The organism is Anaerolineales bacterium (assembly GCA_022866145.1).
Lineage (GTDB): Bacteria > Chloroflexota > Anaerolineae > Anaerolineales > E44-bin32 > PFL42.
In genome coordinates, this window is the sequence record JALHUE010000303.1 from 1 (window position 1) to 1,625 (window position 1,625).

2 protein-coding genes are annotated in these 1,625 nt (G+C 66.9%); both read right to left on the reverse strand.

Annotated elements, in window-relative coordinates:
* On the reverse strand, positions 1 to 219 hold a 219-nt coding region (locus MUO23_09355), incomplete at its 3' end, for a hypothetical protein (GenBank protein MCJ7513158.1).
* Between the two features lie 11 nt (positions 220 to 230).
* Positions 231 to 1,496: a DUF1116 domain-containing protein gene (locus tag MUO23_09360; GenBank protein ID MCJ7513159.1), complete on the reverse strand. Its 1,266-nt coding sequence runs from the start codon at positions 1,494 to 1,496 to the stop codon at positions 231 to 233.
* Between the last annotated feature and the right edge of the window lie 129 nt (positions 1,497 to 1,625).

Sequence of the window (1,625 nt, forward strand, 5' to 3'; positions counted from 1 at the left end):
GTTTTCGGCAATCACGGCCACAACGAGGTCGTTGGGCCCCGCCGCCCGCAGTTCGTCCCCGCCGATGCCGATCTCTCCCAGCAGGTCCTTGTTCCTCTCGCTGGCCATGAGCACCGCGGTCTGCTGGACCCCCGGAAGCCGCGACAGCCGCAGGTTGACGCCCATTAGGAAGACCGAGTCGTAATACTGGTTGGGGCGAACTGCGTAGCCGGAGGCCATACCTGTGATCTTCATCCCGCCGGGAGAGCGTCCGCCACGCGGTATTTCTCGCCGAAGGCGCGCAGCGCTTTCACAAAGCACTCCCGCGGCGCCCGCACCAATCCCGCCCCGATGATCGGATGTCCGGCATCCCGGTGGGCGATCGCCGTGTCGATGATCGGTGTCAGGTTCGCCTGGACGACCTTGCGGATATCGATCCCCACCGAGGTGCCCTCGAACCCCAGCGCCGGCATACGATAGGTGGGGTGGGTTGCGGTGGTGATCTTGCGCATATCGCGGCTGTGCTGGAAGGCGTCCTCCACCGTGCCTCCCACCAGCGGCAGAATCCCCGGCGCGCCGGCAAGCGTGAAGGCGCCCCAGCCGACCGTTTCGGTGATCGCCGAGTCGCCCATATCGAGGCCGGCGTCACCAGCGGAGTAGCCGGGCTGGAACAGGCCCTCCACTACCGGCGCAGGCGCCGTGAACCATGCATCCCCGAGGCCGCTGACCTGGATGCCGAAGTCCGTCCCGTTGCGGCACATGGCAGTGACGATGCTGCTGTACTCGACATCCCGCGCAGGATCGGCCGTGGCCTTGCCGCTGGCCATCGCCAGCCCGAGGAACAAGAGGTTATGGCCCGCCAGGTACTGCATCGTCGGAACGGCCCGCTCCTTGGGGATCCCCGCCTGCAGCAAGGCAACCGCCATGCGGTTGGCGAACAGGCTCGACGAGGCGCTGTGCCGGTTGTGGAGCTCGTCGCCCATCTGCAGTGCTTGTGTGATGAGCGGATTGAGTTCGAGGCCGCCGATGTGCTGCAGAGCCTGGCGCAGGGTCGGCGCCCAGAGGTCGCGCCAGCGGCGCAGGCCGTCGAGCGCCTCCTGGCTGTATTCGCCGAACTGCTGGCGCGCCTCGACCTGACGGCAGAAGCCTCGATTGCCGAAGGTGCGGTTCTCGACGACCCAGACCGGCATGGAGGGTGAGATGGTTCCGGCCATCGGTCCGACGGCGCCAAGGGGATGGTTCGGCTCCAGGCGGATTTTTCCGCCGGCGAGCATCGCCCGCGCCGCTTCGGCGTCATCGGCCCAGCCCTCATAGATCGCCACGCCAATCAGAGCGCCTTGCTGGGCGCCGCACATCCTCTGCCACTCGATGGGAGGGCCCGAGTAGGTGATCGTCTTTCCCTGGAGGCCGGAGATCACCTCGCCCGCCGGGGCGATATCTACCAGCACCGGCGATCCGGCGGCGAGGCGCTTGGCCGCCTCTTCGTTGGCCTGCGCTATCTTATGCTTGAGATCCATGTCTGCCATGATCCTCTGCTAGGGCGACCCCGGAGGCGCTCACCTCGGACGGGAAGCGTGCGCCGTGTGCCATGTTCGCTACCGCCACCCATATCCCGGCTAACAGATCCCAACCCGTCGTGTGCCCGA

Excerpts from the sequence above, each read along its gene's own strand:
- MUO23_09360 (MCJ7513159.1), bottom strand. The coding sequence starts at position 1,496 with ATGGATCTCAAGCATAAGATAGCGCAGGCCAACGAAGAGGCGGCCAAG.